The sequence below is a fragment of the Saccharibacillus brassicae genome (genome assembly GCF_006542275.1).
GTDB lineage: Bacteria > Bacillota > Bacilli > Paenibacillales > Paenibacillaceae > Saccharibacillus > Saccharibacillus brassicae.
Genome location: NZ_CP041217.1, coordinates 4,526,221 through 4,549,595, shown reverse-complemented (window position 1 = coordinate 4,549,595; position 23,375 = coordinate 4,526,221). Strand labels below are relative to the sequence as shown.

Below are 23,375 nucleotides of genomic sequence, written 5' to 3'. Positions count from 1 at the left end.
TTAATCAAGAAACGGCAGGCTTTTTCCGCGCTGCGGCTATTTTTCCTTACGGGTAGACCCGCTCGAAATGTTCGACCGTCGGAAAAGGATCGTAGTAGTCGTGCAGCATTTTTTTCCATTCCTGATACTGCGGCGAACCGCGGAACCCTTCCGTATGATCTTCAAGCTTCTCCCAATGCACAAGCAGCAAATATTTGTGATCGTCCTCAAGGCATTTTTGCAATTCGTGTCCCTGGTACCCCGAAATCTGTCCGATATACACCGAAGCCGCGCGAAAATCACGCTCGAATTGTTCCGTACGTCCCGGCTTGACGTGCAGCATGGCCGCTTCCAAAATCATGATCGGTTACCTCCTTTGCTTTTAGCGAGTGCAGCAGGTGCCAAGGCGAAGACGGTCATTCATCCGTCGCCTTCTATGCGCTCCGCGCGGACGAATCTGCCGCCCGCGAACAAAGCGCAGTAGACGTCGGGCATCGTCAGCCGCCGCCAAAATTCAAAATCGTACTGCGCGTCGAACCCGTTCAGCATAAGCGTCATGATATCGCCGTGCGTGCCGATCGCGATCCGTTCCCCGGCATGCGTCCGCAGCAGTCCGCGCAGGACGGCGATCCCTCGCTCCGCCGCTTCCCGGCTGCTTTCGCCGCCCGGCGGCCGATAATCGAGATCGGCGTAGCAGCGCTGCTTCTCGGACCGGAAATTTTCCGGGCCCAGTTCCCAGTCGCCCGCGACGAGACGCTCGCGCAGATCTTCGTGCTGCACGACACGCTGCCCGGCCGCTGCCGCAAGCGGCGCTATCGTCTCGACCGCCCGGCGGTAAGGGCTTGAGACGAAAATTCTGATGCCTTCGTTCCGCAGGCGCAGGGCGATCCGCTCCGCATCCGCGCGGCCCTGCTCGGACAACCCCCGCTCTCTCTCCCGGCCGTGTTCGTAAGCCGAGTGGGCATGGCGCACCAGATAGATCCTCGTCTCTTCCTGCCTGTTCCCCCCAATCCTATCCCTCATTCCCATTCTCCTTCCTCCCGCCAGAATACGGCGTAATCGCCGAGCAGTTTGTTCAGCCCGGCGATCCGCGCATAGGACGGCAGTTCGTCGGCCCGAAGTCCGCTCGCCCCGGCGGACGACCGCAAGTTCGTGCGGACGCTCCAGCAGCCGGGCCGTCTCCGCGGCGGTCGCGGAATGCTGCCGAAGCATATGCAGCAGTCCTTCGTCGGCGAGGTCGCCAAGCCGATCCGGCAGCAGGCCGCCGGCTTCGATCAGGCGCAGCGTGAGCGCGCGCAGCACGGCGACCGGCCCGATATTGTCCGCCGAAGCGTGATACTCCGCTTCGTGCACAATCAGCCGAAGCGTCAGCTCGGCGGTGTGACGGTCCGCTTCGAGATACGAGGAGCCGGACAAGCGGTAGCCGCGCAGCAGCTCCGGAGCGGGTTTCGGCAGGATGCCGAACGAGGCGGCGCTGCGCACCCACGAATCCAGGTGATCGGCATGCAGCACCCACTCCCCGTTGCGCAGCGGATTGGGGCGCAGCCCTTCAATGAGGTCGAACACTTCGACCGCGTTCAGCCCGCCCAGCGCCTGCCGGATTTCCGGTGAATGCAATACTTCTTCGGAGCGCCGGTGATGGTCGAAGCCTCCGACCCCTTCCAGCGCATGGCTGAACGGCCCGTGACCGACGTCGTGCAGCAGCGCAGCCGCCCGCAGCTCCGGCCAGTCCGGCGCAAAATGCGCAATCAGCGCGAACACGCCGAGCGTATGCTGAAGCCGCGACGACGTATGCTGCGTATGCAGCGCCGCCGGTCCCGCATGGCGCACGAAATGCAGCCGGCGCAGCGCGTTCGTGCGCAACAGCTTCGTCTCCGCCGCGCTCGGCACGTTCGCCGTGCCCCACAGCGGATCGCGCAGCGCGTTAGGTCCGGCCATTTGGCCGTAGGCTCCGCCCGGCCGTGTTCCGCGCGCGGATTCTTTTTCCCGTTTCATCGTTTTCCACTCTCCTTGTGCGTCATGCGTCAAGCCTGTCTTTTCCAAGTATATCCGGCTCCCGCTGCCCGGGCAAAACGAACGGCGGCCGCCGTCCCAACACCTCCCGCTCGACTTCCCCGACGTCCATCGCATACAATCGGAGTACGCAACCCGGGCGGGGCCGTTTCGGCGTGCCCGGACGGAGAGGAGACGCGACGCCGCATGAAAAAATGGATTACGCTCGCCCTGTATGCCGCGGCGCTGCTGACGATTCTGATCTATCGCCACGAATTGAATGCTTTGCTCGGAGACGTCTCGCTGCCGGCCGGCGCCGGCCTGGCGCTTGCGTTCCTGTTCGCTTTTTTCCCCGTGCTGCCGTACAAGCTCGTCATCGGTTCGCTCGGTTTCCTGTACGGACCGCTTATGGGTGCGCTGCTGGCCTGGCTGGCGGTGACGGCGGCTTCGCTGATGCAGTACACGCTTGCGCGGGTGTTTTTCCGGGAGCAGGGGCGCGCCGCGCTGTCCAAATATTCGGGCCTTGAGCGGATCGGCCGGATGATGGAACGCCGCCCGTTTCCCGTCATTCTCGCCGCCCGCCTCGTGCCGCTGCTGCCTCAGGCGCTCGTCAATTTGTATCCCGCTTTTCTGAACATTCGGCCGGTCATCTACGTCACCGCTTCCGCGCTCGGCAAAATCCCGGCCATGCTCGTATTCGCTTTCGTCGGCCAGAACCTGTTCACCGACGTGCCGAGGACGCTGACGGTGCTGGGCCTGTACGCAGGCTTCCTGCTCGCCGTCTACGCGGCCTACCGCCCGTTTGCGCGCAGGCTGCAGGACTCCAAGTAAGGCAGGGCAGGCGCAAAAAGCGCGGCACACCGCAGGACATAAGGCGTTTGCTTGAAGGCTTGGCGGGGTAAAAGGAAAGTACGCAGGCGAAGCGGGAAGCTTTGCCGGAAGAAAGGGTGACCCCAGATGGACAAACAGATCGAAGCTTTGAGCGAATGGCTGAAGGGCAAGTCGGGTCAAACGCTGCATATCGAGAAAAAAGAAAACGAAGATACCGATATCGTGCGGTTCGAGCTTGAAGAGATCGGCGAGCGTCCGCAGGACAATCCCGTCGACGATTACCTCGAACGCGCGCTGCTGCTGCGCGGAAGCGGCAGTATCGTCAACGGCGAAGGCGAGAGCGTGCCGCTGCCCGGCGATACGTACGAGATCGGAATCAACGAACTTGCGATCGGCAGCCAGAGCGGCGACCGCCTTGAACTGACGAACGACCGCGCGACTTACGCGCTCAGCGTCGAAGCGCCGCAGTCCTGATTCCGTGAACGAGGTCCGCGCGCCGGATCGAATGCACGACAAAAAGAGGCTCCTCTTCGAGAGAGGGCCTCTTTTTTTGCCGCTGCGTACCTTACTTACCCTTACTTACCCTACCCTTGCCCTTACTCAAAAAGCCCGCCGTTCCCGGGAAGGAAGCGGCGGACTCTATGAGAAGCGCTGAAGCGCGAGCAAGGAGAAATTACTTGGATTCCGCCTGGTACAGGTCGATCAATTCTTCGATAGCGGATTTGCTGACCATTTTGCCTTTGAAGTACACGAGATCTTCGGCTTCGCCTGTGAAGATGCAAGTCGGTGCGTATTTTCTGAGGATAATGCGTTCGCCGTCCACGAAAATTTCCAATCCGTCTTTAATATCGATACCCATTGTTCTGCGAAGTTCAATCGGAATGACTACCCGTCCAAGTTCGTCTACGCGTCTTACGATGCCTGTTGCTTTCATTGCTATAATTCCCCATTTCGATTAAAATGATAATTGTCGACAAAAGATCGTCGTTATTCGATATTATTCGACATATTGTGCTTGCTTCAACTGTACTCCTCTTTATATATCTTGTCAATATGGAAATTTATACTACGGTCAAGTTTTTTTAACTCTTCTACGCAAATAAAGCGAAGCGCCTGTTTAAAGCGTTTCGCTTTTTTATTTTTTCCTGTTTCTTCAAAGGAACCCTTTTTAGGGTATCCATTTTTTATAATTATTTGGAAAAGGTTTTCGACATCGTTTGTCGGTACAATTTCGACAAAATCAACGCGTTTCGACGATTCAGCTGCTGTTCGATCGACGATCCTTCGTCCAATCGAAGCCGCCGGAGCGGAACTGCACGAACCTGCCTGCCGCGCAAGGCCGGAAGATCGCTTCATTCCGGCGGCAGCGGTCAAAAAAAGGCCCGCCGCGGAAATCCGGTATGGACTTCCGCGGCGGGCCGCAGTTCGTTATCGGTTCGGCAGAGGCCGGGCAGCGGTTACCGTTCTCGCCCTCGCGGCACCTGACGGTAACGCTCGAAGATCGCCCGCCCGGCACAGCCGAAGCGGAGCAAGCTACCGCAGCCTACGCTCGCGATGATCGGTCATGCACGGATCAGGAAACGCCGGTCTGCGCGTCCAAGCCCGGACGCAGCAGATGAACGGTCGATCCCGCGCGGCCGGAAGCGGCCGAATCCGAACGGCCGGATTCGACGAATCCGAAGCTTTGGTAGAATTCGTAAATGTCCGGCGTCTGATCGCCGACGTCAACAGCCAATTCGCCGCGCTGCGACACATGGTCAAGCAGCGCGTTCGCGACGCCCTGACCCTGGTAATGCGGATGCACGACGAGCAGTTCGACTTTGGAATCCTTCATGGCGATAAATCCGGTCAATTCCCCGCCGAAGCGTCCGCGCACGGCATGCACTTCCAGCCGGTCGAGAATTTCTTCCCGGAACAGCCGGGCATAGAACTGGATGTCGCTCGGGTCAAGGTCCGACAGCGTGCGACGAACCGACAGCAGCCAAATTTCCGTTAACCGATCCTGATGTTCTTCCGTACAAGCAATAATTTGCATGGGTACACCCTCCTTTTTGGAAAAGCTGATCCAATCTTCTGCTTAGCGACGACCGACAGTATCTTCCACCGAGTGGCAAGGGTTCTTCCGCGAAAGCTTCGAATCGACGATGAAGGGACGTTGGAGAATGATATTTGAACAAATATAACATAAAAAGAGGCTGCCGTCTTGTGATATCTCTCTCTAAGACGTGTTCAGAAGCCGGATTGTTCCGGCTCCGGCGACGGGCGTCCGTCTTCCGGCTGCGAGTCCTGCGGCCGGCTGTCGCCCTGCCGCTCGGAACCGCCGTGCCGGCGGCCGCGTCCGTGCGCGTGCCCCCGGTGCCCGCCCGGTCCGCGGCCGCCTTCTTCCGGCTTATCGTGCAGCTCGAACGCCTGTACGAATTCCCGGATAATGCCGTCCACCGCTTTCAGTTCGCCCGCGATGACCGGGCGGATGCTGTCGAACGCCTGCTCTTCGAGCTGCGCGGACAGCGTGTCGCGGCGCAGTTCCAGCCGCTCCAGAAAATGCAGCGCCCGTCCGCGGCGGAACGTCTGCGCGCCTTCGGAGCGGCCTCGTTTTCCGCTTTCTTTTTCCTGCGTACGGTCGACGTCCGCTTCGTTCGAATCCCCATGCCCTTTTTTCGAAAAATCCGCTTCTTCCCTATCCCGCACCGTAATCTCCTCCTTGAACTCGTATGCTTCTGTATACAAATGTATTCATTCGTCTGCCGCTTGTCAATCTTTGCGCAGCAAAAAAGAGCCGGCATGCTGCCGACCCTTTTGCTCACGCCTGATCCGATTGCCTGCGGCGCCGCCCCGTTGCTGGGCATCGCCCGTTTACGAAGCCGTCTCGCAGTGGCGGCGGCAGTCGCCGTGCTTGCAGGACGAGAACGTGCCGATAAAATCGAGCCGGTGATCCGACACGTTAAATCCGTATTCGCGCTTCACGCGCTGTTCCAGCTCCGTGAGCCAATCGTCCTTGATCTCTTCGACTTCGCCGCAGATCGAGCAGATCATATGATGGTGCATATGCTCGTGGTCTTTGCTGCGCAGGTCGAACCGGGCAACGCCGTCGCCGAAATTCATCTTCTCGACCAGATGAAGCTCCGTCAACAATTCCAGCGTCCGGTATACCGTCGCCAGTCCGATTTCCGGGAAACGTTCCTTCACCCGCATATATACGTCCTCGGCGCTCATATGGTCACGCTCGTGTTCGAGCAGAACCCGCATCGTCGCTTCCCGTTGGACGGTCGATTTATACCCTTTTGCCATCATCTGCTGCTTCATCGATTTGAGTTGTTCTTCCACGCTGATCAATGGTCTCGAACCTCCTTTGAACTTCTGGCTGCCTGTTTGCAGTTGTGGCGACGTTCTGTTCGCCGTTTAATTAGAATGATTATAATTTAATAATAACGCAAATGTTCGCAATGCGCAAAGATTTTTATCACAGGCCCGAAGCCGAAGCCGCAAAAAAGCGAACCGCCGGCACGGAAAATCTTTTCCGTATCGGCGATTCGCCCTTGTCCGCTTCTTCACCAAACGTCAACGAACGTCCGTGATCATGCGGTCGTCTTTTCCCGTTGCCTTAAATCAGCTTTCCGCCGAAGACGGCGTGCCGACCGAACCGCCCGCTTTTTTGGACGTGCTCGATCTGCCCAGTCTGCCTTTGCGTTCCAGATGTTTGCGAAACAGGTACATGACGGCCAGATGCAGCTTCGCCTGCGTGTATTTGTACAGGAACCACGGCATCGAAGGCATGTAATCGTGAATCGCTACGACGCAGTCGCTCGATTCGGGAATCATGAGGAACTCCAGACGCCCGGAGTGGCTGTCTTTGGAGCTTGCGAACATGCCTCCCGTGATCCGGTAGACGGCGCGGTCTTCGCCGCTTTTGACCGGATCATAGCTCAATTCGAGGATCGGACGGCTGAAGAAGCGGATATAGACCCGGCTCACGCCGTCTTCGCCCCGGGTAACCCGGATCAGCGGTCCCATCGCTTTGCCCAGCCATTCAAGGTAATATTCGCCCGCCCACTGCGCGTCTTTGCCCTGTGGCAGCGTCACGCGCTGCACGGAGCGGACGTCGGATTTTTTGACGCTTTCCGATGTCGATTCCGACGATTCGCCGCTCGACGATTCGCTTTTTTGGCTTTCTTTTTCCGCTTTTTCTTCTTTTTTGCGTTTTTCTTCTTCAATCGATTCTTTGGCCGCTTCCTTGAACGTTTTTTGTCCGTAGCTGATGCCTTCCACTTTGTTCTCTTCATGGGCGACCATCGGGTGGATCAGGCTTTCGATCAGCGGATATGTCATCTCGCGCGGCTCGCGGGTAATCATCGTCACCCAGAACCGGGACAGATTGACTGTCAGCAGCGGAAGATCGATAAAGCGGCGCTTCACGCCCATCACTTCGGCCATCTGCATCATCATTTCTTTGTAGCTCATGACGTCCGGACCGCCTACATCGACCGCGCGGCCTTTGACCGCTTCGTTGTTGACGCTGTTCTTCAGCGCGTTCAGCACGTCGTCGAGCGCGATCGCATGGGTCAGCGTACGCGTCCATGTCGGCAGCGTCATGATCGGGAGGCGTTCGACCAGTTTGTGCAGGATCGGGAACGACGAACCTTGCGGCCCGACGATCAATCCGGCCCGGATCGTCGTGACCGGCACGCCGGACGATTCGAGAATCTTCTGCACTTCCAGACGGCTGCGCAAATGGCGGGACAGTTTTTCTTCCGGCACGTCGTCGGGCAGGATGCCGCTGAGATAGACGATATGCTTAATGCCGTTTTTGCGCGCCGCGCGGGCGAAATGGTCGGCCAGGATTGCGTCCATGTCTTCGAAGTTGCCCTGCGTCAGCTTGGCGGTCGGCATCATCGAATGGATCAGGTAAAAAGCGAAGTCCGCGCCCTGAAGACATTCCAGCGCGTCGTCCATCGAATAAAAATCGCAGCTTCTCCACTCCACATGCTCTTCGTCTTCCTTCGAGCCGCCGTGACGGGAAAGGGCGATGACATCATAGTCTTCCGTCAGTTTTTTCATCAGGTTCTGTCCGATATATCCGCTTGCCCCGGTTAAAATGACTTTCGGGCGTTCGTGTTCAATCGTTGGCATTTGTTCCATGAGTGCGCACCTTCTTCGTCTGGGATTTTAGCCGGGATGAGTTCATACGCAGCCGTACGGTCGAACGTTCGAATAGAAGCGTGCGTTCGGCTGCCGTTTCTCTTCATTACCCCCCAGACGGAAAAAGAACCCGGCAAAGTCGGTTTCCGCGGCGGCGCAATCTTCGCGCCGGTCCGCAGGCCGAAAGACGGGTTCGGGATTCATTGGCTAGGCATGGCCCAGACCGCGATAGCGCCCGGTGCGCAGTTCCTGCACGTAGGGAGCCAGTTCCGGCATCTGCGCTTCTTCCGCTTGGCGGACCGCAAGTTCGATATCGTACGGCACGCGGGCAAAAGTGAGGTCCAGCCTGTCTTTGCGCCGCTTTTCGCCCAGTTCGCCTTCGAGGATCGCGTACGAAGCCTGCGTCACGTCGAGCGGGTTGCCGACGCTGCCGGCGTTGAACAGCAGACCGCCTTCCATATGCTGCATGTAGGCGTTATGAATATCGCCGTAGCCCGCCACGTCCGCCCGGATCGGTTCGACGCTGACGTCGGACGGCTCGAACAGACTGAGCTTTTCGGCGTAGTCGTCCCACGGCTGGATACGTTCGAACACGCTGCGGGGCGACGCATGGAACAGCCGGACGTAGCGGCCGCTCAGCCAGAACTCGATCGAGAACGGCAGCGAGCGCAAATAGTCCAGCCGTTCTTCGCCGAGCAGCCGCTGATGCCAGCGCAGCGTGGCCGAGTCGGTCGGATTGGGCAGGAATTCGTCCCAGTTTCCTCTGACCGTATGCCGGCTGCTCCGCCGAATGAGGTCGACGACCCGGTCCGAACTGGGACCTTTGCCGACCAGGTCGCCGAGGCAGTAGATTTCCGAGATGCCGCGGCTCTCGACGTCACCGAGCACCGCTTCAAGTGCCGGAAGATTGCCGTGAAGGTCTGATAGGATCGCGATTTTCGTCATAGGGCATCCTCCGTTTATAATCTTTTGCTTGCGTAGGGTTCAATAATCGATGCCGCGCACTTTCGCGAACACCATTTCGTTCACCAGCGTGCCGTCTTCTTCGCGGCGCCAGCTGCGCAGCACGCCTTCGAGCGTAAATCCCGCGCGCCGCGCAACCGCCGCGCTGCGCACATTGCGCTCGTCGCACCGAATCTCGATCCGGTTCGCATCAAGCCGCTCGGCCGCGAACGCGGTCAGACCGTTGACGGACTCGGTCACCAGTCCCCGACCCGCAAGCGAACTGCGGATCCAGTAGCCGATCTCGAAGCGGCGCGCATTCCAATCGAACCGGTGCAGGCCGCTTGCGCCGACGATCCGCCCGCTTTGCCGATCCGTCATCAGCAGCATCAGATCGGTTCGCGCGAGAAATTCCAGCCGTTTGCGGCGCACGAGCCGCTCCGTGTCTTCAGGCTGCGGCAGCACGCGGGCAAACGGCATAAACGGCTTCAGTTCCGCTTGGCTCTCGCGAATCGCCGCGTTCAGTTCAGCGCCGTCGCCGGGACGCGGCGCCCGCACGATCAGGCGCTCCGTCTCGAAGTATTCGGGCAGCTCCAGCATGATCGGATCGAAAGTATCGCTCATAGCGGCTCCTCTCCGTCCAACAGGTCGGCGCCGTTCCATTCCCGGTCGAACCGTTCCAGAAACTCTTCCATATAAGCGTGGCGGCTGTCTGCAATGCGCCGGCCGCAAGGCGTGTTGAGCCGATCCTTCAATAGAAGCAGTTTTTCGTAAAAATGATTGATCGCCGTATCGTTGCCGCTGCGGTACTCTTCCGGCGTCATGTTCTGGCGCACAGGCAGATTCGGATCATGCATCGGGCGTCCTTTTTTGCCGGAATAGACGAAAGTGCGCGCGATGCCGATCGCTCCGATCGCATCGAGCCGATCCGCATCCTGCACGACCCGGCCTTCCAGCGTGCTCATCGGCCGGCCGGACCCGCCTTTGAACGACATCGTGGCGATGATCTCCATGATCCGGTCCGTGTCCGCTTCGGCGACGCCGTGTTCCAGCATCCAATTTGCCGTTCGCCGTATGCCGCTTTCGGGATCGGCGACCAGTTTCTCGTCTGCCAGATCGTGCAGCAGCGCGGCCAGTTCGCAGATGAACAGATCCGCCCCCTCGGCCGCGCCGATCCGCTTCGCAAGTTCGGTCACGCGGCGGATATGCCACCAGTCGTGTCCGCTGCCTTCGTGTTCCAGTTCCCTTTGCGCGAGCGCCGCGGCCGCTTCCAGAATATCCGTCTGCCGATCAAGCGGCGTCTGCGCCTGCACTTGCGCTTGCTGCGAGTGTTCCATATGCCAATCTCCTCTAGGTTCATTCTGTTTGAGTAGGTTCATTCTATTTGAGCCGGCCGTATGTCGAGGCGCAAGGCGCCGTGTTCTTCGTCCACGAACAGGCGATCTCCGTCTTGCACTTCGCCGGCGATGAGCGCCCGGGCGACGCGCGTTTCCAGCGTACGCTGCAGATACCGCTTCAGCGGCCGCGCGCCGTAGACCGGATCAAAAGCTTCGCGGGCGATCAGCTGGGCCGCCCGGTCGGACAATTCCAGTTCGATCCGGCGCTCCGCCAACCGCGCTCGCAGCTCCCCGGCCAATTTCAGCACGATCCGGCCGATCTCGCCGAGTCCGAGCGGTCGGAACAGCACGACGTCGTCGACCCGGTTCAGGAACTCGGGGCGAAAATGGCCGCGCAGTTCGCGCATGACGCGATCCCGGGCGGCTGCCGAAATTTCTCCGCCTGCCTGCCCGCCGCCTGCGGCCTCGCCGGTCAGATCCGCCGAACCGATATTCGACGTCATGATGACGATCGTATTTCTGAAATCGACGTTTCGTCCGCGCGAATCGGTCAGCCGCCCGTCGTCGAGCAGCTGAAGCAGCAGATTGAACACGTCGGGATGCGCTTTTTCCGCTTCGTCGAGCAGGACGACGGAATACGGCTGCCTCCGCACCGCTTCGGTGAGCTGGCCGCCTTCCTCATAGCCGATATAGCCCGGCGGCGCGCCGATCAGGCGCGAGACGCTGTGCTTCTCCATGTATTCCGACATGTCGAGCCGGATCATGTTCTCTTCGCGGTCGAACAGCGCGGCCGATAGCGCCTTCGCAAGCTCGGTCTTGCCGACGCCGGTCGGGCCGAGGAACAGGAACGAACCGATCGGCCGGTTCGGGTCTTTGATCCCGGCTCTGGCGCGCAGCACGGCGTCGGTCACGAGGCCGATCGCTTCGTCCTGCCCGACGACGCGCTCGCGCAGCAGGTCTTCCAGGCGCAGCAGTTTCTCGCGCTCTCCTTCGACCAGCCGGCTGATCGGGATGCCGGTCCATTTCGAGACGATGTCCGAAATTTCCGCTTCCGTAACCGCTTCGCGCAGCATCCGCTTTTCGCCGCCGCGCTGCGCTTCTTGTTCGGCCTGCGTCAATTCCCGTTCCAGCCCGGGAATAATGCCGTAGCTCAGTTCAGCCGATTTGTCGAGATCGTACGCTTCCTGCGCTTCTTCCAGGTCTTTGCGCGCTTTTTCCAGCTTGCGCTGCAGTTCGCGTACGCTTTCGATCGTCGCTTTTTCCATTTCCCAGCGTTCTTTCATACCCAGATGCTTTTCCCTGAGATCCGCCAGTTCCCGCCGCAGCTTCTCCAAGCGGCGTACGCTCGCGGGGTCCGTCTCTTTGCGCAGCGCCGCTTCTTCGATCTCGGCCTGCATCATGCGGCGCGTCACTTCGTCCATCTCGCCCGGCATCGAATCGATCTCTGTCCGGATCATCGCGCACGCTTCGTCGACCAGATCAATCGCTTTGTCCGGCAGGAACCGGTCGGAGATGTAACGGTCCGACAGCACGCCGGCCGCCACGAGGGCGCTGTCATGAATCTTGACGCCGTGATGCACTTCGAAGCGCTCGCGCAGCCCGCGCAGGATCGAGATCGTGTCTTCCACGCCCGGTTCACCGACGCGTACCTGCTGGAACCGCCGCTCAAGCGCCGGGTCCTGCTCGATATGCTCGCGATATTCGTCGAGCGTCGTCGCGCCGATGCAGTGCAGTTCGCCCCGGGCCAGCATCGGCTTGAGCATATTGCCCGCATCCATCGCGCCTTCGGATTTGCCGGCGCCGACGATCGTGTGCACTTCGTCGATGAACAGGATAATCCGTCCGTCGGCCTGCTTGATCTCCCGCAGCACGGCCTGCAGCCGCTCTTCGAATTCGCCCCGGTACTTGGCGCCCGCCACGAGCGAACTCATATCGAGCGAGAAGATCGTCTTGTCCTTGAGCCCTTCCGGCACGTCGCGCCTGACGATCCGGTGCGCCAATCCTTCCACGATCGCCGTCTTGCCGACGCCGGGTTCGCCGATCAGCACCGGGTTGTTTTTCGTTTTGCGCGACAGGATCCGAATGACCCGCCGGATCTCGGCGTCGCGCCCGATTACCGGATCGATCCGGCCGGCCCTCACTTCCGACACCAGATCTCGGCCGTATTTCTCCAGCGCTTCGTAAGTGTCTTCCGGCTCGCGGCCGGTCACCCGCTGGCTGCCGCGAATATCTTTGAGCACGCCGAGCGTCTTGTCGCGCGTCATGCCTTCGGCGCGCAGCAGCTCGCCGATGCCTCCGCGCCGATCGCGGTCGAAAGCGAGTACGACGTGCTCCACCGCCGTATATTCGTCGCGCATGCGCTCCGCTTCAAGCTGCGCCTGATCCAGCACCGCCAGCAGATCGGCCGAGAAATACGGCTGCACGCCGCCGCTGACCCGGGCTTTGCGCCGCAGCAGAAGTTCCGCGGCTTCAAGCACTTTGCCTTGCGAAATGTCCATCCGCTGCAGCAGTCTCGGCAGCAGGCCGCCGTCCTGCAGAAGCAGCGCCTTGAACAGATGCGGCGTATCGATCTCCTGATGGCCGCCCGCCGCCGCGAGAGATTGCGCAGCGGACAGCGCTTCTTCCAACTTTTGCGTCAACCGGTTAAAATCCATCGCCCTGCCTCCTTATCGGGACCCGCGCCTGCCGAGTCCCGGCCGAAACGCGGACAGGCTCTCCAGGCGGCGGTACAATTCTTCTTCCGCCTGCGTCGGCTCGGGCACCGTAATTTCGATTTCCGCGAAAAAGTCGCCGTACGTGCCGTCCGCTTTTCGGAGCCCGCGGCGCGGAATACGCAGCCTTCTTCCGGCGGCGATGCCGCGGGGCAGATTCAGGTTCACCGCGGCTCCGTCCGGCAGCTCGATCCGGGCCTGTCCGCCAAGCGCGGCCTGCCAGGGCGCGATACGCAGCGAGGCGACGAGATCTTCCCCTTCCAGCGCATAGAGGGGATGTTCGGCAATCTTCAGCGCGATGCGCAGTTCTTCGCCGGGAGCAAGGCCGTTGCTGCCGCTGCCGGTCATACGGATCGTATTGCCGCTGCGCGAACGTTCGGGCAGCCGCAGGCCGATCGTTTTACCGCCGAGCTTGATCCGGACCGTCTCGCCGCGGTAAGCCTGCTCCAGCGTCACTTCGAGCGTGGACGATTCCGGCGGGCGGGAACCGGCCTCTCCCATTCTCGTACCGAAGCCCCCTACCCGCTCGTTGAAAAACATATCGAACATATCTTCATGTTGAAGATCATTGATCCAGTCGTAGGCGCCTCCGCCGAAGCCGGCTCCCTGGGAACCGTACGGCCCCGCTCCGCCGCGCGAAGGACCGTTTCCGCCCGGACGCAGCCGGGAAGCGTCGTATTCGCGGCGCTTGTCTTCGCTGCCGAGCACTTCGTAGGCGGCGGCGATTTCTTTGAAGCGAGTTTCGGCCCCCGCCGCTTTGTTCACGTCGGGATGCCATTGTTTCGCCAGTTTTTGATACGCTTTCTTGATTTCCGACTGGGAGGCGTTCGCTGCGACTCCGAGTGCGTTATAATGATCTTTGCCTGGCATGAATTTCCTCCCCCTTATGGGCCGGGCTGTCTACCCTCGCTGTTCTATATTTACCCGTTCTCTTTCATTTTATAGGAGGCGGCGGGGTTACGCATCTTTTTGCGTACAATAGCGCGGATTAGCCTTCGTTTTTCGGGACTTTTGTAAAAATCAGGTTTCGTTTTCGGTCAAAGGTTTAATTAAATGGGGAACAAATTCGCTTGCCGACACCCAGACTTTGAACATCACGACCTTAAGGAGGAGTTCTTATTGCGTACATATAGGCACACGGGAACCAAGAAATGGATAGCCGCCACACTGGCTTTCGGCGTTGCGTTCGGAGGGACATGGATCGCGCCCGACCTCGGATCGACCGCCCATGCCGCTTCCGCCCAGCCGGCCGGCTGGAACACCGCGGAGCGAATGGCGCTCGCGAAGACGCTGGCCATGGCCGACAAAGCCGCGGACGATTTCTACAGCGACCCCGGCAACGCCCGCTATCTGGCGGTCCGAACGGCTTCGGACAAAGCACGTACCCTGCTGTTAGACGCAAACCCTTCACCCTCCAAGCTTAACGCCTCCCGCTCGGCCCTCGATTCCGCTCTCACGGCTTACATCGAAGATTACATTCGCGATTCTTCCATTCTCGAACGACAAACTTTCCAGACAGCCCGAATGCTCAGCGCCTCGACCGGTACGGCTCCGGGCATGTATCCGCAGGAAGCGGCAGACGCGATGATGATCGTGATCACCGAAGCGCAGGCGGTAGCGTACGATCCCAACGCGAGCGTGGAGCAGTTCCGCGAAGCTTATCGCAAATATATCGAAGGCTCGGCCGTGCTGCGCGACCGCATGAATGTGGATCGCAGCGAACGGTTGACCGCGCTGAACGCCCAGCGGCAGGCCGCCGAACAATCGGCGCTCGGAGCGGCAGGCAGCCGCGACGTCGAAAAGTGGCTGAATGATTTCCGCGCGCAGGCGAACGAAATGGAATCCGTCCTGACCGGCGCTTCGGGCGCACTGTCTCTGGACGCGGCCGCACGGAACGTGCAAACGGCCTACGACTGTCTCGTCGAAGGCGTGCAGTTGGATTCTGAATTGAACGAAGCGCGCAAGCTGCTCGACTCGCCCAAAGGTATTCGTTCGGGCCAATACCCGAGCTCGGCCGTGGGCGAACTGCGCAAAGTCATCAACAAACACGCGCTGACCCTGTCGAGAACGTCGACGCAGGCGCAGCTGCAGGACGCCCGGACTTCGCTGGCCGAAGCGGTGGCGCAGTTCCGTTCGACGCTGAATCCGTAAATCCGTACATGGGCGATCCTATCGCTTGTTCTGAAAATCCACGCCAAAAAGACACCGGGAACGGTGTCTTTTTGGCGTGCGCCACGACGCCGGATCGGCGATGTGCCATAAGGTATCCACTTCGGGATTCGACCTTCTCCTATTCGATTCTCTTATTCGCTTCTCTTGTTCGCTTTGCTTATTCGTGACGCAGCGCGTCGATCGGATTGAGCTTGGCCGCTTTGTTCGCCGGATAATAACCGAAGAAAATGCCGATAAACATCGAGAACAAGACGCTGCCCGCCAGCACATAAGGCGAAAACGTAAACGGCGCTCCCAGCAGCCTGGAACCGACCATACCGAGTCCCACGCCTGTCGCGATGCCGATCAGTCCTCCCGTCACGCACAGCATGATCGCTTCGGCCACGAACTGCGTCCGAATATGTGCGTCCCGGGCTCCGAGCGCTTTGCGAATACCGATTTCGTGCGTACGCTCCGTGACGGACACGAGCATGATGTTCATGACGCCGATCCCGCCGACGACAAGCGCGATGCCGGCCACTGCCGCCAATGCAATCGATAACGTGCCCAGCACTTTATTGCTCGATTCCAGCTCGGCTTTCATGTTATACGCATACGATTCCCAGTTTTTGTTTTTCTCGTACTGCTTGCTCAGGTAGCTGCCGATCTTCTCCGTAAACACGGTCGGATCGATATTGGCGCGAGGAACGACCGTCAACGAAGTGAATCCTTTGTACGGCGAGTCTTTTTTGGCGGTGCTCACCGGAATATAGCCGCTCGTCTCCAGATCTTTCTCGGACGTCATGGCTCCGCTTCCTCCCATGCCGGGCGTCTCCACGTACGTATAGACGCCGATGACGACGAAAGCTTTGATCGCTTTGTCGGTATAGACGATCAGCGTCTGGCCGATCGCCGCTTCGTTCGATCCGTACAGCGCTTTGGCGCTCCGATCGGAGATCACGATCACGCTGCGGGTGCCTTTGACGTCCGTATCGCTGACGTAACGCCCCAGCGTCATTTTGATTTTGTTCGTTTTGGCATAGCCGGGATTGACGCCCGTCAACGATACGTTGCTGAATTTGCGTCCGAGCTTGGCTTTGCCGCGCCCCGCTTCTTCGGCCAAAGAGACGGTCTCGATCTCGGGAAAGCGGCTGGTCATCGCGGCGATCTGCTCGTTGGAGATCCGGTCCGTATCTTTGGGCACTTTCGCTTCTCCGCCGGAATCCTCGCCCGTATCGCTCGAACGCATTTGCAGGCCGAGCGATACGTTGTTGATGCCCATTTCCGCGAATTGGCTCGTGACGGAAGACGTCATCGCATTGCCGACCGAGATAACGGCGATGACGGACGCGATGCCGATAATGATCCCGAGCATGGTGAGAAAAGAACGCAACTTATTTGCCCGCAGACTCTCCAGCGACAGCAGCAGGTTCTCAATCATGCAGCAGCCCTCCCGTGTTCGATCCGGCTTGGTCGGAAATGATCCGTCCGTCTTTGAGCGTCACGACGCGCGGACACAGTTCGGCCAGTTCGACGGAATGCGTAATAAAGAGCAGCGTCTTTTTTTCTTCCCGGTGGATCTTCAGGAAAATTTCCATGACCCGGTTGCCGGTTTTGGAATCCAGAGCGCCGGTCGGTTCGTCGGCCAGAATAAGATCGGGATCGTTGGCGAGCGCTCTTGCGATCGCGACCCGCTGTTTCTGTCCGCCGGACAGCTCGTTCGGCTGGTGGTCCATCCGCTCGCCCATATCCATCATCTCCAGCAGTTCCCGGGCTCGGCGCGTGCGCTCGGACGGTTTGATGCCGGCATAGATCATGGGCAGCGCCACGTTTTTGAGCGCGCTGTTGCGCGGGATCAAATTGAACGATTGAAACACGAAGCCGATCTGCCGGCTGCGAATCCGCGCGAGTTCGTCGCGGTTCATCTGCTGGATCGGCGTGCCGCCCAGCTCGTATTCGCCGCTGCTCGGCTGGTCGAGCGCTCCGATAATATTCATCAGCGTCGATTTGCCAGAACCGGATTGGCCGACGATCGCGACGAACTCGCCTGCGGCGATACTCAGATTGATCCCGTCAAGCACCGTGATTTCGTTCGGCGTGCCGGCAAAGTACCGTTTGACCAGGTTGCGGATCTCAATCATTCGCGGCGGCCTCCCCGGGCGCTCCCGGCGCGGCCGTCGTCGAAGCGGCGGCATCCTGCGCGGACGACAGGATGTTCATGCCCGGTACCAGCTTCGGCGATTCGATTTCGGTCACGATATCGTTCTGGATGCCCGTCGTGACCGGAATTTCCTGCAGGGTACCGTTTTCCAGTACGTAGACCGAACTTCCGGCGTCCCCGATCTTTACCGCATCCAGCGGAACGGAGAAGACGTCTTTTTTCTGTTCGAGCGTAATCGTCATCCGGGCGCTCGTTCCGATCCGGATACGCGGATCGGCTTTGGCGATATCCACTTTGGCCGCGAACTGTACCGTAGTGTTGGCAGGCGTCGCAGCAGCCGTTCCCGTCGTCTCGGTCGCGCCGCCGCTTTTTACCGCTGCCGCGCCGACCTGGACCACTTGGCTCGGGAATGATTCGTCTCCGGTCGCTTCCGTCTGCACGACGGCCGATTGTCCGACCTTCAGAGAACCGATGTCCGCTTCGCTGATCGAAGCCGCTACGGTCAATTTCGTTTTGTCTTCTACCGTGAACAGCAAACCTGCCGCAAATTGGTCGACCGCCGCGTTTTTGTAAGTGACCGTACCGGAAATAGGCGCGGTAATCACGGTATCCGCCAGCTGCTTTTTCAACTTTTGGAGCCCGATCTGCTGCAGTCCGATATTGACCTCCGCCGCTTCGTTCGTTTTGGATTCGGCGATTTCCTGGCTCAGCTGCGTGCTCTTATAACTGTTTTGTGCCCGCTCCAGCGCCGCCGCGGCCGTGGCGAACGCATCGCTTTGGTTTTTCAGCGCGCTTTCATAGCCGATTTTCGACTTTTCCAACGCTTCCCGCGACGCTGCCCATGCCTCGTTGGCCGTGTTGACCGCGCCTGTATAGGACTGCTTGGCCCGATCCAGCGTGTCGCGCGCCGTCGTCAGCGATTCTCCGGAACTTGCGACCGCGTTATCGTACGCCTGCTGCGATTTTTCCAGCGTATCCTGCGCCGTGACGAGCGCCTGCGATGCTCCTTCGAGCGCTGTACCGTACGACTGTTTGCTTTTTTCCAGCGTATCTTCGGCGGTCACGAGCGCTTCCTGCGCCGAGTTCCAGACGGTGTCAAACGATTGCTTCGCTTTTTCCCACGTATCTTTGGCGGTGATCCGGGCATCCGCAGCGCTTTTGAGCGCCGTGTCGTAAGCGACCTGTGCGCGATCCACGTTCTGTTTGGCCTGTTCCAGCGCTTCCGCCGAACTCGCGACCGCCTGCTTGTAGTCCAGATTGGAGCTCGTGACCGCTTCCTGGGCTGTCCGGATGCCGTCTTTTTGCGCCTGATACGCCGTAGCCAGCGCCGCCTGTCTGTCGCTTACCGCCGAATTGGCTTGATCGGCCGCGCTTTTGAGCGCCGGGTCGCCGGCCGGAACAGTCGCACTTTTGCTCGCTTCGTATGCGGCCGAGGCGCTCCGGTAATCGCGCTCCGCGTTTTGCAACGCGAGCGAAGCTTGCGAGATCTGTCCGTTCGCGCCGGACTGCGCTTGGTTCAGCGCTTCGACGGCGCTGTTATAGCGGTTCAGCGAAGACTGTTCGCTTAGCGGTTTGCCGGCTTGCAGCTGTGCGTATTTATTCGCAGCGTTCGTCAGTTCCGCTTTGGCCGTTTTGACCGCCGCCGTATTTTCGGGCAGCAGCTGCGATTCTTTGTACGCCCGCTCCGCGATGTCCAGATCTTTTTTGGAAGCTTGCACGGTCGGGGTAAAATAGCCCTGGGCGACCAACTGGTTGTAGGCGCGCTGGGCGACGTCCAGTTCTTTTTTCGCGGACCAGACCGTACTGCCGCCGGAGCCGCTTTGCGATTGTGCCGCCAAGTTTTCATATTGTTTTTTGGCAATATCCAGCTCTTTTTGAGCCGAGACGACCGTGGTTCCGGTCCGATTTTGCTGCTGGGCCGACAGCAGGTCGTACTGCCGCTGCGCGACTTCCAGCTCTTTTTTGGCCGATGCCAAAGCACCGCCGGAACGCCCCTGCGCCTGGCTGCGGCTCAGGGCCAGCTGCCGCTCCGCCGTTTCCACGTCCGCGCGAGCCGATACGACCGCCGTGCCCGGCTTTTTTTCCACCTGGGCTTTGGCTTCGTCGTACTGCCGCTGCGCCGTCTTCACTTCGAGCGCAGCGGTGTCCACGCTTCCTTGGGCGGTCGCGATCGCGTTTTCGTTGTCCGTGCCCGCGGTTTTCAAAGCTTCCTGCGCCGTCTTCAGATTCAGTTCCGCCGATTGGATATCCAGAATCAGATCGGCGGTCGCAAGCGAAGCCAATTTCTGTCCGGCTTTGACCGTATCGCCTTCCTTGACCAGCACTTCCATCAATTTCAGCGAAGAAGGCGCGTAAATATTTCGGCTGCTTTGACTTTGGACCGTGCCCGATACGAGCAGCGAACGGGTAATTTCTCCTTTTTCCAAAGCGGTCGTCTGCAAGTTTTGCAAATCCGGTCCGGCGTTCGGTTTGGCGCTCAGCATGGAAGACCAGATCCACCAAGCCGCGATTCCTACAAAAAGAAGACCAATCCATATCCATTTGGATTTTAAAAGTTGTCCGATTTTAGCCATGTTCGTTTCGACCCCTTCTTGTGGGTTATTGAGTGTATTCTCCACAAGTTACCGAACTCGTCTTAAGAAGCCCATGCGTCAATTCTTAATAATTCTTAAGCGAAGCTCCGGTGAAGCCGTTAAAGGAAGTAAACTAACAAGTAAAAGTCAAAAATCAAAGCTGCGCATGGAGGCCTGAACGTGAAAGAAACCAAAACCATTTTGATCGCCGACGACAACGACGAGATCCGGGAGATCGTTCGGGTGCTGCTGGAAAGCGAGCATTATCGGGTCGTCGAAGCCGTGGACGGCGACGATGCGGTCCGCAAAGTGGACGAGCAGATCGACCTGATCATTCTCGATATCATGATGCCCGGCAAATCCGGCTTCAAAGCGTGTATCGAGATTCGGGAAAAATCGAGCGCGCCGATCTTGTTTCTGACAGCCAAAACGCAGGATTCGGACAAATACATGGCTTTTTCGGTCGGCAGCGACGATTATATGTCCAAACCTTTCTCTTATACCGAACTGGTCTACCGGGTCAAAGCGCTGCTGCGGCGGTATTACGTCTACCGGGGCAAAGAAAAAAACGCACCTGCTTCTCCTCTGCTTCAAATCCGCAATCTGACGATCGATACCGGTTCGCACGAAGTGCGCGTCGACGGCCGGGAAGTCGTCCTGACAGATATCGAATACCAGATTTTGCTGCTTATGGCCCAAAACCAACGCAAAATCTTTTCGGCGCAAAATTTGTACGAAAGCGTATGGGAAGAACCGTACTTTTACAGCTGCAACAATACCGTCATGGTCCATATCCGCAATCTGAGAAAAAAAACCGAAAGCGATCCGCAGGAACCGAAACTGATCAAAACGGTGTGGGGAAAGGGGTATCGAATTGAGTAGGCCCGCTTTTTTCCTGAAACTGAAAGTGAAGCTGACCGCGGCGCTCGGCTTGGCCGTCGTGCTGGCTGTCCTGCTGTTTTTGGCGCTGCAAACGGTCGGTTGGAAGGTGATCGACCATTATTTCGGCCAGCCGTCGTTCATCGCGCAGCAAAACCAGAAAACGGCCGCGCAGCTGTCGGACTACGTCACCAAAAACGGCTTGAGCATTCACGACGGCAAACGTCTGGACGCTTGGGTGAGCCAAAAGAAATACTTGAACATTTATCTGTATCAAGACAGGCAGATGGTCTATTCTTCCAATGGCTACGATATTCAAAACGGCACGCAATCGATCGATTCGTTCGTGTCCGACAACGTCCTGTTCCCGATCTCTTTCGCCGATGCGGATGCGCAGGTGTTCGTGGAATCGTACTTCGAATACGAATATTACACGATGACCACGTTCGTATCGCTGGCGTTGGCGTTTGCCTTGTTCCTGCTGGCCGTGGTGCTGCTGATCCATGTCAAGACGTCTTATATCGAAGTATTGGAAAAAGAAATCAAAATTTTGGAAGGCGGCAATCTGGAGCATCCGATTACGATCCGGGGCAAAGACGAACTGTCTTCGCTTGCGCAGAGCGTCAACGAGATGCGCAAATCGTTTATCGAACGGTTGGAAAATGAAGATTCGGCCCGGCAGGCCAACAACGAACTGGTAACGGCGATGTCGCACGATCTGCGCACGCCGCTGACGGCGCTGATCGGCTACCTCGACATTATCCAGTATCGCAAATACAAAACGGAGGAGCAGCTGTTCAAATACGTGGCCAACAGCAAAGATAACGCGTACCGCATCAAAGATTTGTCCGATCAACTCTTCGAATATTTCCTGCTGTCCTACAGCCAAAACGATCTGCCCGAGTTGGAGGAATACGACGGTTCCCCGCTGCTCGACCAGTTGATCGGCACCCATACGCCCCTATTGATCGACGAAGGATTTCAATTCCGGTTCGTTCCGTGCGAGCAGCCATTCACGCTGCCTGTGCATGTCATGTCGATGCAGCGGGTGTTCGACAATCTGTTCTCCAACCTGCTCAAATATGCGAACAAATCGGAACCGATCTCGATTCGCTGCATGCTGCACAAAGAGCGGTTGTGTATCCAGTTCGCCAATGCCGTCAAACCGCACAGCGACCGGACGGACAGCAACGGCATCGGGACCAAAGTATGCGAGAAAATCGTGCTCAATCACGGCGGAAGCTTCGAGGTGTTCCAGACGGCGGAATCGTACAGCGTGCGGATCTGCCTGCCGGCGAATTTGAAAGCTTGAACAGGCAGGCCGGACAGACTGCGGGAAGCACGGGCGCGCTCCAAGCGCACGGCAGCCAGAGAGGCACCGCGGAAACGAAGAAAAACCCCTCCGGGGGATCGTGCGGGCGGCGCCCATCGAGGATGAGGTCGCTCCGCGCGGTCTGCCTGGAGGGGGTATTGGCGGTATATTCGATGCAGCGCGGCGTTCGCGGGCTTCCGTCCGAACGACCTTGAACGCGGCGAATCAGTCTTCGCCTTCGATCAGGATGCGCTTGCTGATCGTAGTTTCCTTTTTCGGAATGTCCAGCTTGAGCAGCCCGTCTTTGAGTTGGGCGCGAATGCCTTCGCGGTCGACGTCTTCCAGATAAAAGCGCCGCACGAATTCGCCGTAACGGCGTTCGCTGCGGATCGCCCGGCGTCCGTCTTCTTCGCTTACCGGTTCCGCCTGCTGCCGCACCGCGCGAATCGTCAAATGCGGAGCGGTGTAATCGATATCGATCTCTTCCTTGCGGAAGCCCGGCAGCTCCGCTTCAAGCAGGTACCGGCCGTGATCTTCATGAATGTCGGTGCGGAAAGACAATGCCCGTTCCCGGAACGGAGCGGCGAATTCCTCCCCGAACGTATCTCCGAACGTTTTAGCGATCTGACTGAACATTTCTTCCGCTTGTCTGCCAAAAGGGCCTTGTTCAAACATCTTCCATTCTCCTCTCGAAATTGAATTGTCGATGAAGTCCTGCGCGACGTTTGTTTGACCTTAATTGACCTTGCATCTCCATTATAAAGCGAACCGGCCCGGCTTACAATGCCCAACCGGGCTTTTTACAATTTCAATTCCATCGGCACGGAGCAGGCGGAATAGCCGTTTTTGGTATAAAACTCTTCGCCGCGACCGCTCGGCCACACCATGATGAAATCATGCTCCAGCTCGCGCGCCCACTGCTCGATCACCTGGGCCAGCCGGCTGCCGATACCGAGGCCCCGATGCTGCGGTCGCGTATAGACGTTGGTCATATAAATAAAAGGCTTGGTCATGCGTCCGGGACGCGGCACTTTGCGTACCATCTCCAGGTAAGCGTGTCCCACGATTTCTTCGCCGTACTCGGCCAGCCAGACTACCCAATTCTCGGACCCGATCGCTTCGATCAAAAACTCCTGCATCTCGTCCGTGTAATCCCGCCGCTGCTCGTCCGTCACGGTCAATTCCGGATGGTGTTCCAGCGTCGACTCGTAGCGCATCTCGGTCAACTGCGCGACATCGTCGGGTCTGGCCGTACGCATAATCAGCTCGCTCATCTTATCTGCTCCTGTCTGCTATGGATTGCTCGTTCCCTCATTCGTTATCGCTTTTCATTCTACTGGAATTCCGTTTATTGGGCAAACCGGAATGTGA

The 23,375-nt window shown here is 58.7% G+C and carries 23 protein-coding genes; 5 read left to right on the top strand and 18 right to left on the bottom strand.

Annotation, left to right across the window (positions count from 1 at the left end; all coding sequences use genetic code 11):
- Positions 1-46: 46 nt before the first annotated feature.
- Both FFV09_RS18995 and FFV09_RS18990 read right to left on the bottom strand, forming a co-directional pair.
- The gene (locus FFV09_RS18995) at positions 47-340 is read right to left on the bottom strand and encodes an antibiotic biosynthesis monooxygenase family protein (RefSeq protein WP_141449285.1); all 294 of its coding nucleotides are present in this window, start codon (positions 338-340) and stop codon (positions 47-49) included.
- Positions 341-399: 59 nt separating this feature from the next.
- Positions 400-1,974, bottom strand: a complete 1,575-nt coding sequence (locus FFV09_RS18990; RefSeq protein WP_170315081.1) for a histidine phosphatase family protein — start codon at positions 1,972-1,974, stop codon at positions 400-402.
- A 204-nt stretch (positions 1,975-2,178) separates the two neighbouring features.
- Here FFV09_RS18990 and FFV09_RS23885 point away from each other — a divergent pair, with 204 nt between their 5' ends.
- Together FFV09_RS23885 and ymzB are read left to right on the top strand one after the other, a co-directional pair.
- Positions 2,179-2,802, top strand: coding sequence for a TVP38/TMEM64 family protein (locus tag FFV09_RS23885; protein ID WP_170315080.1), 624 nt, complete (start codon positions 2,179-2,181; stop codon positions 2,800-2,802).
- A gap of 126 nt (positions 2,803-2,928) precedes the next feature.
- Positions 2,929-3,276 carry a protein YmzB gene (gene ymzB / locus FFV09_RS18980; RefSeq protein WP_141449283.1) on the top strand — a complete coding sequence of 116 codons (348 nt, stop codon included), beginning with the start codon at positions 2,929-2,931 and terminating at the stop codon, positions 3,274-3,276.
- A gap of 199 nt (positions 3,277-3,475) precedes the next feature.
- On the opposite strand, the gene FFV09_RS18975 is transcribed toward ymzB, so the two are convergent.
- The 11 genes from FFV09_RS18975 to FFV09_RS18925 form a co-directional block, all read right to left on the bottom strand.
- On the bottom strand, positions 3,476-3,736 hold the full coding sequence (locus FFV09_RS18975; protein WP_141449282.1) for an AbrB/MazE/SpoVT family DNA-binding domain-containing protein: 261 nt from the start codon (positions 3,734-3,736) through the stop codon (positions 3,476-3,478).
- 86 nt (positions 3,737-3,822) lie between these two features.
- Positions 3,823-4,176, bottom strand: coding sequence for a hypothetical protein (locus FFV09_RS18970; RefSeq protein ID WP_141449281.1), 354 nt, complete (start codon positions 4,174-4,176; stop codon positions 3,823-3,825).
- Between the two features lie 199 nt (positions 4,177-4,375).
- Complete coding sequence (locus FFV09_RS18965; protein WP_141449280.1) at positions 4,376-4,837, bottom strand: GNAT family N-acetyltransferase; 462 nt, start codon at positions 4,835-4,837, stop codon at positions 4,376-4,378.
- Positions 4,838-5,031: 194 nt separating this feature from the next.
- On the bottom strand, positions 5,032-5,490 hold the full coding sequence (locus FFV09_RS24010) for a hypothetical protein (protein ID WP_212635447.1): 459 nt from the start codon (positions 5,488-5,490) through the stop codon (positions 5,032-5,034).
- Between the two features lie 165 nt (positions 5,491-5,655).
- On the bottom strand, positions 5,656-6,135 hold the full coding sequence (gene fur, locus FFV09_RS18955) for a ferric iron uptake transcriptional regulator (protein WP_141449279.1): 480 nt from the start codon (positions 6,133-6,135) through the stop codon (positions 5,656-5,658).
- A gap of 273 nt (positions 6,136-6,408) precedes the next feature.
- Positions 6,409-7,938, bottom strand: coding sequence for an NAD(P)H-binding protein (locus FFV09_RS18950; RefSeq protein WP_141449278.1), 1,530 nt, complete (start codon positions 7,936-7,938; stop codon positions 6,409-6,411).
- Between the two features lie 207 nt (positions 7,939-8,145).
- Complete coding sequence (locus tag FFV09_RS18945; RefSeq protein ID WP_141449277.1) at positions 8,146-8,883, bottom strand: metallophosphoesterase family protein; 738 nt, start codon at positions 8,881-8,883, stop codon at positions 8,146-8,148.
- A gap of 39 nt (positions 8,884-8,922) precedes the next feature.
- The gene (locus FFV09_RS18940; protein ID WP_141449276.1) at positions 8,923-9,504 is read right to left on the bottom strand and encodes a GNAT family N-acetyltransferase; all 582 of its coding nucleotides are present in this window, start codon (positions 9,502-9,504) and stop codon (positions 8,923-8,925) included.
- On the bottom strand, positions 9,501-10,217 hold the full coding sequence (locus tag FFV09_RS18935; protein WP_141449275.1) for an HD domain-containing protein: 717 nt from the start codon (positions 10,215-10,217) through the stop codon (positions 9,501-9,503). Before FFV09_RS18935 ends, FFV09_RS18940 begins: the two co-directional genes overlap by 4 nt.
- A 38-nt stretch (positions 10,218-10,255) precedes the next feature.
- Positions 10,256-12,871 carry an ATP-dependent chaperone ClpB gene (gene clpB / locus FFV09_RS18930; protein ID WP_141449274.1) on the bottom strand — a complete coding sequence of 872 codons (2,616 nt, stop codon included), beginning with the start codon at positions 12,869-12,871 and terminating at the stop codon, positions 10,256-10,258.
- 12 nt (positions 12,872-12,883) lie between these two features.
- Complete coding sequence (locus FFV09_RS18925) at positions 12,884-13,798, bottom strand: DnaJ domain-containing protein (RefSeq protein WP_141449273.1); 915 nt, start codon at positions 13,796-13,798, stop codon at positions 12,884-12,886.
- Positions 13,799-14,047: 249 nt separating this feature from the next.
- Between FFV09_RS18925 and FFV09_RS18920 the strand changes: the two genes are divergently transcribed.
- Positions 14,048-15,079 carry a hypothetical protein gene (locus FFV09_RS18920; RefSeq protein WP_141449272.1) on the top strand — a complete coding sequence of 344 codons (1,032 nt, stop codon included), beginning with the start codon at positions 14,048-14,050 and terminating at the stop codon, positions 15,077-15,079.
- A 178-nt stretch (positions 15,080-15,257) separates the two neighbouring features.
- Here FFV09_RS18920 and FFV09_RS18915 read toward each other — a convergent pair whose 3' ends face one another.
- Genes FFV09_RS18915 through FFV09_RS18905 form a run of 3 tightly spaced genes read right to left on the bottom strand, consistent with a single transcriptional unit; the run spans position 15,258 to position 19,813 of the window.
- Positions 15,258-16,520, bottom strand: coding sequence for an ABC transporter permease (locus tag FFV09_RS18915; RefSeq protein ID WP_141449271.1), 1,263 nt, complete (start codon positions 16,518-16,520; stop codon positions 15,258-15,260).
- A complete protein-coding gene (locus FFV09_RS18910) occupies positions 16,513-17,220 on the bottom strand; it encodes an ABC transporter ATP-binding protein (protein WP_141449270.1) in 708 nt (235 codons plus the stop codon). The genes FFV09_RS18915 and FFV09_RS18910 overlap by 8 nt, the downstream gene beginning before the upstream one ends.
- Positions 17,213-19,813, bottom strand: a complete 2,601-nt coding sequence (locus FFV09_RS18905) for an HlyD family efflux transporter periplasmic adaptor subunit (protein ID WP_141449269.1) — start codon at positions 19,811-19,813, stop codon at positions 17,213-17,215. Before FFV09_RS18905 ends, FFV09_RS18910 begins: the two co-directional genes overlap by 8 nt.
- Positions 19,814-19,993: 180 nt before the next feature.
- Between FFV09_RS18905 and FFV09_RS18900 the strand changes: the two genes are divergently transcribed.
- Both FFV09_RS18900 and FFV09_RS18895 read left to right on the top strand, forming a co-directional pair.
- Entirely contained in the window at positions 19,994-20,695 is a 702-nt protein-coding gene (locus FFV09_RS18900; protein ID WP_212635446.1) for a response regulator transcription factor, read from the top strand.
- Positions 20,688-22,004 carry a HAMP domain-containing sensor histidine kinase gene (locus FFV09_RS18895; RefSeq protein WP_141449267.1) on the top strand — a complete coding sequence of 439 codons (1,317 nt, stop codon included), beginning with the start codon at positions 20,688-20,690 and terminating at the stop codon, positions 22,002-22,004. Before FFV09_RS18900 ends, FFV09_RS18895 begins: the two co-directional genes overlap by 8 nt.
- A 225-nt stretch (positions 22,005-22,229) precedes the next feature.
- Here FFV09_RS18895 and FFV09_RS18890 read toward each other — a convergent pair whose 3' ends face one another.
- Both FFV09_RS18890 and FFV09_RS18885 read right to left on the bottom strand, forming a co-directional pair.
- Positions 22,230-22,679: an Hsp20/alpha crystallin family protein gene (locus FFV09_RS18890; RefSeq protein WP_141449266.1), complete on the bottom strand. Its 450-nt coding sequence runs from the start codon at positions 22,677-22,679 to the stop codon at positions 22,230-22,232.
- 125 nt (positions 22,680-22,804) lie between these two features.
- The gene (locus FFV09_RS18885) at positions 22,805-23,278 is read right to left on the bottom strand and encodes a GNAT family N-acetyltransferase (RefSeq protein ID WP_246098383.1); all 474 of its coding nucleotides are present in this window, start codon (positions 23,276-23,278) and stop codon (positions 22,805-22,807) included.
- Positions 23,279-23,375: the final 97 nt, after the last annotated feature.

Coding starts and splice junctions, on each gene's coding strand:
- clpB (WP_141449274.1), bottom strand. CDS start 12,871: ATGGATTTTAACCGGTTGACGCAAAAGTTGGAAGAAGCGCTGTCCGCT.
- FFV09_RS18925 (WP_141449273.1), bottom strand. CDS start 13,798: ATGCCAGGCAAAGATCATTATAACGCACTCGGAGTCGCAGCGAACGCC.
- ymzB (WP_141449283.1), top strand. CDS start 2,929: ATGGACAAACAGATCGAAGCTTTGAGCGAATGGCTGAAGGGCAAGTCG.
- FFV09_RS18905 (WP_141449269.1), bottom strand. CDS start 19,813: ATGGCTAAAATCGGACAACTTTTAAAATCCAAATGGATATGGATTGGT.
- FFV09_RS18945 (WP_141449277.1), bottom strand. CDS start 8,883: ATGACGAAAATCGCGATCCTATCAGACCTTCACGGCAATCTTCCGGCA.
- FFV09_RS18950 (WP_141449278.1), bottom strand. CDS start 7,938: ATGGAACAAATGCCAACGATTGAACACGAACGCCCGAAAGTCATTTTA.
- FFV09_RS23885 (WP_170315080.1), top strand. CDS start 2,179: ATGAAAAAATGGATTACGCTCGCCCTGTATGCCGCGGCGCTGCTGACG.
- FFV09_RS18940 (WP_141449276.1), bottom strand. CDS start 9,504: ATGAGCGATACTTTCGATCCGATCATGCTGGAGCTGCCCGAATACTTC.
- FFV09_RS18890 (WP_141449266.1), bottom strand. CDS start 22,679: ATGTTTGAACAAGGCCCTTTTGGCAGACAAGCGGAAGAAATGTTCAGT.
- FFV09_RS18990 (WP_170315081.1), bottom strand. CDS start 1,974: ATGAAACGGGAAAAAGAATCCGCGCGCGGAACACGGCCGGGCGGAGCC.
- FFV09_RS18910 (WP_141449270.1), bottom strand. CDS start 17,220: ATGATTGAGATCCGCAACCTGGTCAAACGGTACTTTGCCGGCACGCCG.
- FFV09_RS18935 (WP_141449275.1), bottom strand. CDS start 10,217: ATGGAACACTCGCAGCAAGCGCAAGTGCAGGCGCAGACGCCGCTTGAT.
- FFV09_RS18965 (WP_141449280.1), bottom strand. CDS start 4,837: ATGCAAATTATTGCTTGTACGGAAGAACATCAGGATCGGTTAACGGAA.
- FFV09_RS18995 (WP_141449285.1), bottom strand. CDS start 340: ATGATTTTGGAAGCGGCCATGCTGCACGTCAAGCCGGGACGTACGGAA.
- FFV09_RS18915 (WP_141449271.1), bottom strand. CDS start 16,520: ATGATTGAGAACCTGCTGCTGTCGCTGGAGAGTCTGCGGGCAAATAAG.
- FFV09_RS18975 (WP_141449282.1), bottom strand. CDS start 3,736: ATGAAAGCAACAGGCATCGTAAGACGCGTAGACGAACTTGGACGGGTA.
- FFV09_RS18885 (WP_246098383.1), bottom strand. CDS start 23,278: ATGAGCGAGCTGATTATGCGTACGGCCAGACCCGACGATGTCGCGCAG.